This is a genomic window from Rubellimicrobium thermophilum DSM 16684 (assembly GCF_000442315.1).
GTDB classification, from domain to species: Bacteria; Pseudomonadota; Alphaproteobacteria; order Rhodobacterales; family Rhodobacteraceae; genus Rubellimicrobium; species Rubellimicrobium thermophilum.
Genome location: NZ_KE557321.1, coordinates 189,494 through 196,123, shown reverse-complemented (window position 1 = coordinate 196,123; position 6,630 = coordinate 189,494). Strand labels below are relative to the sequence as shown.

At 69.3% G+C, this 6,630-nt stretch carries 6 protein-coding genes; 5 read left to right on the top strand and 1 reads right to left on the bottom strand.

What is annotated here, in order from left to right; translation table 11 throughout:
* Together RUTHE_RS08755 and hemE are read left to right on the top strand one after the other, a co-directional pair.
* Positions 1-631 (top strand): putative inorganic carbon transporter subunit DabA (locus tag RUTHE_RS08755; RefSeq protein WP_021098018.1); only part of this gene is annotated, 631 nt, incomplete at its 5' end.
* Positions 632-663: 32 nt separating this feature from the next.
* Complete coding sequence (gene hemE, locus RUTHE_RS08750) at positions 664-1,692, top strand: uroporphyrinogen decarboxylase (RefSeq protein WP_021098017.1); 1,029 nt, start codon at positions 664-666, stop codon at positions 1,690-1,692.
* 134 nt (positions 1,693-1,826) lie between these two features.
* On the opposite strand, the gene RUTHE_RS08745 is transcribed toward hemE, so the two are convergent.
* Positions 1,827-2,663, bottom strand: a complete 837-nt coding sequence (locus tag RUTHE_RS08745; RefSeq protein ID WP_021098016.1) for a prephenate dehydratase — start codon at positions 2,661-2,663, stop codon at positions 1,827-1,829.
* Positions 2,664-2,845: 182 nt separating this feature from the next.
* On the opposite strand from RUTHE_RS08745, the gene RUTHE_RS08740 reads away from it, so the two are divergent.
* The 3 genes from RUTHE_RS08740 to RUTHE_RS08730 all read left to right on the top strand — a co-directional run bounded on the left by RUTHE_RS08740 (position 2,846) and on the right by RUTHE_RS08730 (position 6,630).
* The gene (locus RUTHE_RS08740; RefSeq protein ID WP_021098015.1) at positions 2,846-3,394 is read left to right on the top strand and encodes a c-type cytochrome; all 549 of its coding nucleotides are present in this window, start codon (positions 2,846-2,848) and stop codon (positions 3,392-3,394) included.
* A 170-nt stretch (positions 3,395-3,564) separates the two neighbouring features.
* Positions 3,565-5,532: an extracellular solute-binding protein gene (locus RUTHE_RS08735; protein ID WP_021098014.1), complete on the top strand. Its 1,968-nt coding sequence runs from the start codon at positions 3,565-3,567 to the stop codon at positions 5,530-5,532.
* A 9-nt stretch (positions 5,533-5,541) separates the two neighbouring features.
* Entirely contained in the window at positions 5,542-6,630 is a 1,089-nt protein-coding gene (locus RUTHE_RS08730) for a microcin C ABC transporter permease YejB (RefSeq protein ID WP_021098013.1), read from the top strand.

Below are 6,630 nucleotides of genomic sequence, written 5' to 3'. Positions count from 1 at the left end.
GGCGGGGGCGCTGGCGCGAGCCGAGCGGGCCGCCCGCCTGCCGGGCGCGCGCCCCGTCACCCTGCCCGCACGGGCTGCCGACTGGGCCGAGACGCGGCCCGAATGGGGCTTGGCGGGCTGTGCGGCCTTCATCGCTGCCCCCCGTGCCCTCACGCGCGGGGTGGATCTGGGGGGGCGCGTCTTCCTGCATGATTATGCCTGGCGCGCCGACCGGGATTTCGCCACGCTCGAGCTGATCCTGACCGCTCCCGTCGTCGTGGCCAGCTGGATCGCGCTGCAGTATTATGGCTCGGCCGTGGCGCCGGCGGCCTTCGGCTCGGGCAACAAGCTGCTGCACAATGTCACCGGCGGGCTCGGCGTGGTCGAGGGCAATGGCGGGCCGCTGCGCGCTGGTCTGCCCTGGCAGGCGGTGCATGACGGCGATCGCCTGGTGCACGAGCCCCTGCGCCTGACCGTGCTGATCGAGGCCCCGCCCGAGGCGATGACGCCGATCCTCGCCCGCCATGCGGATATGCGGGCGCTCCTCGACAATGGCTGGCTGCATCTCCTGGCTCTGGAAGGCGGCCGCCCGGCCGCGCGCCTGCGCCGCGGCCTGACATGGGAGCCCCTCGCAGCCGCCCTGTCGCCTTGACAGCCCGCCGGGGGACGGGCAGGCGGGGCGCCATGACCAAGCCCCTGCTGCGCGCCCTTGCGGGCGAGATCCTGCCCGTCCCGCCGATCTGGATCATGCGCCAGGCGGGCCGCTACCTGCCCGAATACCGCGCCACGCGCGAACGGGCCGGCAGTTTCCTCGGCCTGTGCTACACCCCGGAACTGGCGGCCGAGGTCACGCTTCAGCCGCTGCGGCGCTTCGGCCTCGATGCGGCGATCCTCTTCGCCGACATCCTGCTCGTGCCCCAGGCGCTGGGCTGCGATCTCGCCTTCGAAACGGGCGAGGGGCCGCGCCTCTCCACCGTGACCACCCCGGCGGATCTGGCCCGTCTGAAACCGGCCGACGCCATCCATGACCGCCTCGCGCCCGTCTACGAGACCCTGCGGATCCTCGCGCGCGAGCTGCCCCCTGCAGTGGCGCTGATCGGCTTTGCCGGGGCGCCCTGGACGGTCGCCACCTACATGATCGCCGGGCGCGGCACGCCGGGGCAGGAACCCGCCCATGCCCTGATCGCCGCCGACCGCCCGCTCTTCGAATCGCTTCTGGCCCATGTCGAGGCGGCGACCGTCGAATATCTCTCGGCCCAGGTCGAAGCTGGGGCTGAGGTGGTCAAGCTCTTCGATTCCTGGGCCGGCTCGCTGCAGGGGGACGACTTCGCGCGCTATGCCCTCGCCCCCGTGCGGCGGATCGTGCAGGCGCTGAAGGCCCGCCATCCCGGCCTGCCGGTCATCGCCTTCCCCCGCGGCGCCGCAGGGCGATTCGCCGGCACCCATGCCGCCACGAAGGCGGACTGCATCGCGCTCGACGAAGGGGTGACGCCCGAATGGGCCGCGGCCCATGTCCAGACCGGCGGCTGCGTGCAGGGCAACCTGCCTGCGCATCTGCTCGTGGAGGGGGGCGAGGCCCTCATCCGCGAGACGCGGCGCATCGTCGCCGCCTTCCGCGGTGGCCCCCATATCTTCAATCTCGGCCACGGGATCACGCCGGACGCCCGCATCGACCATGTCCATCGCATGATCGAGGCGGTGCGCGGTGGCTGACAGGGCGGACCGGGGGTTTTCCACCCCCGGACCCCCGGAGGATATTTGGCGTCGGATGAGAAGGACGCGTTCCTCATCCGACCGCAAATATCCCGGGGGGGGCCGCGCAGCGGCGGGGGGCAGCGCCCCCCTCCCTAGCCTTCATGCCGCAGCCGGGCTGCCGGAAAGACCCCCAGAAGCCGCACATGATCCGAGAAATAGCGCAGCTCCTCCAGGGCGCGCGCCACGGGGGGATCCTCCGGATGCCCCTCGACCTCGGCATAGAACTGGGTCGCGGCGAATCGGCCGTCCACCATGTAGCTCTCGAGCTTGGTCATGTTGACGCCATTGGTGGCAAAGCCGCCCATCGCCTTGTAGAGCGCGGCGGGAATGTTCCGCACCCGGAAGACGAGCGCGGTCATCATCCCGAGGGCCCCCCGCCGCGACCAGTCCGCCTCGCGCGCCATCACGAGAAAGCGCGTGGTGTTGCCGGCATGATCCTCGATCCCGCGGGCCAGGACCGACAGGCCATAGGCCTCGGCCGCCACCTCCGAGGCCAGCGCCCCCTCGGCCGGATCGCCCAGGCGCGCCACCTCGCGCGCGGCGGCGGCATTGTCCGACCAGGGCAGCACGGCCAGCCGGTGCCGGCGCAGGAATCCCCGCGCCTGCCCCAGCAGGATCGCCATCGCACGGACGCGGCGGATATCCTCGAGCCGCGCCCCCGGCACGCCCAGAAGGTTGATGCGCACCCGCAGAAAGGCCTCGTCCACGATCCACAGCCCGCTTTCGGGCAGAAGCTGATGGACATCGGCGACTCGGCCATAGGTCGAGTTCTCCACCGCGATCATGCCGAGATCGGCCCGACCCTCGCGCACGGCGGCGATGGCCTCCTCGAAGCTCGGGCAGGGCAGGGGTTCGTGGTCGGGCCGCGTCAGGCGGCAGGCCTCGTGGCCATAGGCGCCGATCTCTCCCTGAAAGGCGATGCGCGGCATGCTGTCTCCCCGTCCCGATCCCGTCATCTTGGGCTGTCCTGCGGCCATCCCGGCGGGCAGCGGATGTCCGGCGTCGCCATGCCGCACCTGTCGCGCCCCCTGCGCGGCGCCTACACCTTGCGCAACAGGTGGGGAAGCCGATAGATGGGCGCCGACACGGCAGACGGGAACCGGGACGCGACATGTTCGACACGATGACCCTGACCAAGATCGTGGGCGGCTTCTGCGGCGCGCTCCTGGTCTTTCTTCTGGGCGGCTGGCTGGCCTCGGCGGTCTATGGCTTCTATCCCGCCAGGGACTCCCATGCCGAAGGGCATGAGGCCGTGCAGGGCTATGTCATCCCGGTGGAGACGGCCTCGGCCGAGGCGGCCCCCGAAGTCAGCGTGGAGGAGATGACGGCAGAATTCCTCGCCGCCTTCGCCAATGCCGATGCCGCCGCTGGGGAAAGCCAGTTCCGCCCCTGCGCCGCCTGCCACTCGCTGACCGCCGGAGAGAACAAGACCGGCCCCTATCTGGCCGGCGTGGTCGGACGCGCTGTCGACAGCGTGGAGGGCTTTGCCTATTCCGGCGCGCTCGAGAAGGTCGCCGATGTCTGGACGCCCGAGAACCTGAACCTCTTCCTTGCCAATCCGCGCGGCTTTGCGCCCGGCACGGCGATGAATTTCCGCGGCGTGCCGAATCTTCAGGACCGCGCCAACCTGATCGCCTATCTGGCCGCCCATCCGGGCTGACAGCACATCGCCCATCGATCGCCGGGGGGCGCGTCCGACGGGCGCGCCCCACTCGCCATGCGCGGCCCCTTCGCCATGGGTCACCGGTCTTCACGCATTCTCGGCTTGAAAGGCCGCCCCCACGCCCGTTAGCTGACGGCGGTCCCGCGCCCCCCCGAGGAGGAGCCCCCATGCCCGCAGCCTGTCCTGCCGCATTCCGTCCCGCTGTCCGCCCCGCTGCCTCCCGCTCCGCTGTCCGCCTGCGTCTGGCCGCGGCGGTCCTGCCCCTGCTGGCGGCCTGGCCTGCCGCAGGCCAGGAGACCGCGCCGGAGCCCGCCCCCACGGCGGAGACGGCCGGGGCAGCCGCCGCGGGGGTAACCATTGCCCATGGCTATACCTTCTTCGGCAATCTGCGCTATCCGGCCGACTTTCCCCATCTCGACTATGTCAATCCCGATGCGCCCAAGGGGGGGGAGATCGCGATCTGGGCGCAGGGCACCTTCGACAGCTTCAACAACTTCACCATCCAGGGGAATGCCGCCGCCCTGGCCTCCATCGGGCAGGAGACGATCCTGACCGGCGTCGCCGACGATCCGACCGATCTCTACTGCTATCTCTGCACGACGCTCGAATATCCCGCCGACCTGTCCTGGGTCGTCTTCAACCTGCGGCCCGAGGCGCGCTTCTCCGACGGCACGCCCCTGACGGCCGAGGACGTGGCCTTCTCCCATCAGCTCTTCATGGAACAGGGGCTCGAAAGCTTCCGCTTCGCCTTCGGCTCCTTCATCGAGAGCGTCACCGTCGAAGGCCCCCATCGCGTGCGCTTCGACTTCACGCCCGACAGCCCCCCGCGCGACCGCATCGGCCTGGCGGGCGGCATCCCCGTGCTGTCCAAGGCCTGGTTCGAACAGACCGGCCGCCGGCTCGACCAGACCTGGCCCGACGGCCCCGCCCTCGGCTCGGGCGCCTATGTGCTCGAGAGCTTCGACGTCAACCGCCGCATCACCTGGGTGCGCGACCCCGACTGGTGGGGGGCGGACCTGCCCATCAACCGCGGCCGCGCCAATTTCGACCGCATCCGCGTGGAGTATTTCGCCGATGCCGGCGTCGCGCTCGAGGCCTTCAAGGCCGGCGAATACACCTTCCGCAACGAGAATTCCTCGCTGCAATGGGCCACGGGCTATGACTTTCCCGCCGTCCAGCAGGGCCATGTGATCAAGACCGAGCTGCCCGACGGCAACCTCGCCTCGGCCCAGAGCTTCGTCTTCAACCTCCGCCGCGAGAAGTTCCAGGACCCCCGCGTGCGCGAGGCGATCGGCCTGATGTTCAACTTCGAATGGTCGAACGCGACGCTGTTCTATGGCCTCTATACCCGCGTGCAGTCCTTCTGGGGCAATTCCGACCTGATGGCCGAAGGCCCCCCGTCGGAGGGCGAGCGCGCCCTGCTCCAGCCGCTCGTGGACGAAGGCCTGCTCGACCCGGCGATCCTCACCGCCGAGGCGGTGCTGCCCCCCGTCTCCAACCCCGCGCGCGAGATCGACCGCGCCAATCTGCGCCGTGCGAGCCAGCTTCTGGACGAGGCGGGCTGGACCATCGGCCCGGACGGGCTGCGCCGCAACGCCGCAGGCGAGGTGCTGACCGTCTCCTTCCTCGAATCCTCCCCCTCCTTCGAGCGGATCATTCTGCCCTATGTGGAGAATCTGAAGCGCCTCGGCATCGATGCCCGACTCGATATGGTGGATCCCGCCCAGGAGGAGCAGCGCCGCGCCACATCGGATTTCGACATCGCCACCCAGAGCTTCGCCATGGACTGGGAACCGGGCACCGGCCTGCGCCAGTGGTTCGGCTCCGAGGGCGCGGCCGAAAGCAACCGCAACCTGATGGGGCTGCAGGACCCGGCCGTGGACCGGCTGATCGATGCCGTCGTCGCCGCCGATGAGGAAGAGGAGATGAAGACCGCCGTGCGCGCGCTCGACCGCGTGCTGCGCGCCCGCCTCTTCTGGGTGCCGCAGTGGTACAAGGATGTCCACACCGTCGCCTATTACGACATGTTCGACCATCCCGATCCGCTGCCGCCCTTCGCGCTGGGCCAGCTCGATTTCTGGTGGCACGATGCCGAAGGCGAGGCGCGCCTGCGCGCCGCCGGCGTTTTGCGCTGAGGCCGGCCTTTGGGCGCCTATATCCTCCGCCGCCTCCTGCTCGTGATCCCGACGCTGCTCGGGATCATGATCGTCAACTTCACCCTCGTGCAGTTCGTCCCCGGCGGGCCGATCGAACAGATGATCGCCCGGATCGAGGGACGGGGCGATGTCTTCGAATCCTTCGCCGGCGGCAACGCCGAAGCCCTGACCGAGGCCGCGACCGATCAGGCCGGCAGCACCTATATCGGCGCCCGCGGCCTGCCGCCCGAATTCATCCGCGAACTCGAGATCCAGTTCGGCTTCGACAAGCCGCCCCTCGAACGCTTCCTCCTCATGATGTGGGACTATGTCCGCTTCGACTTCGGAGAGAGCTGGTTCCGCTCCCGATCGGTCGTCGATCTGGTGATCGAGAAGATGCCCGTCTCGATCACGCTGGGGCTGTGGTCAACGCTGATCGCCTATCTCGTCTCCATCCCGCTGGGCATCCGCAAGGCGGTGCGCGACGGCACGCCCTTCGACACCTGGACCTCCGGAGCGATCATCGTCGGCTATGCCATCCCCGGCTTTCTCTTCGCGATCCTGCTGATCGTGCTCTTCGCGGGGGGGTCCTACTGGCGCATCTTCCCGCTGCGCGGCCTCACCTCGCCCAACTGGGAGGAGCTGTCCCTGATCGGCAAGGTGCTCGACTATTTCTGGCACATCACCCTGCCGGTGCTGGCCTCCACCATCTCGGCCTTCGCCACGCTGACGCTGCTGACGAAGAACAGCTTCCTCGACGAGATCAAGAAGCAGTATGTGATGACCGCCCGGGCCAAGGGCCTGTCCGAACGGCGCGTCCTCTACGGCCATGTGTTCCGCAACGCGATGCTGATCGTCATCGCGGGCTTTCCCGGCCTGTTCATCAGCGTCTTCTTCGGCGGATCCCTGATCATCGAGACGCTGTTCTCCCTCGACGGGCTGGGGCGGCTGGGCTTCGAGGCCGCCGTCTCGCGCGATTATCCGGTGGTGTTCGGAACGCTCTTCGCCTTCTCGCTGATCGGTCTGATCGTCGGGATCCTCAGCGACCTCACCTATGTCCTCGTCGATCCGCGGATCGACTTCGAGAGCCGGGGCTGA

Coding starts and splice junctions, on each gene's coding strand:
- hemE (WP_021098017.1), top strand. CDS start 664: ATGACCAAGCCCCTGCTGCGCGCCCTTGCGGGCGAGATCCTGCCCGTC.
- RUTHE_RS08745 (WP_021098016.1), bottom strand. CDS start 2,663: ATGCCGCGCATCGCCTTTCAGGGAGAGATCGGCGCCTATGGCCACGAG.
- RUTHE_RS08735 (WP_021098014.1), top strand. CDS start 3,565: ATGCCCGCAGCCTGTCCTGCCGCATTCCGTCCCGCTGTCCGCCCCGCT.
- RUTHE_RS08740 (WP_021098015.1), top strand. CDS start 2,846: ATGTTCGACACGATGACCCTGACCAAGATCGTGGGCGGCTTCTGCGGC.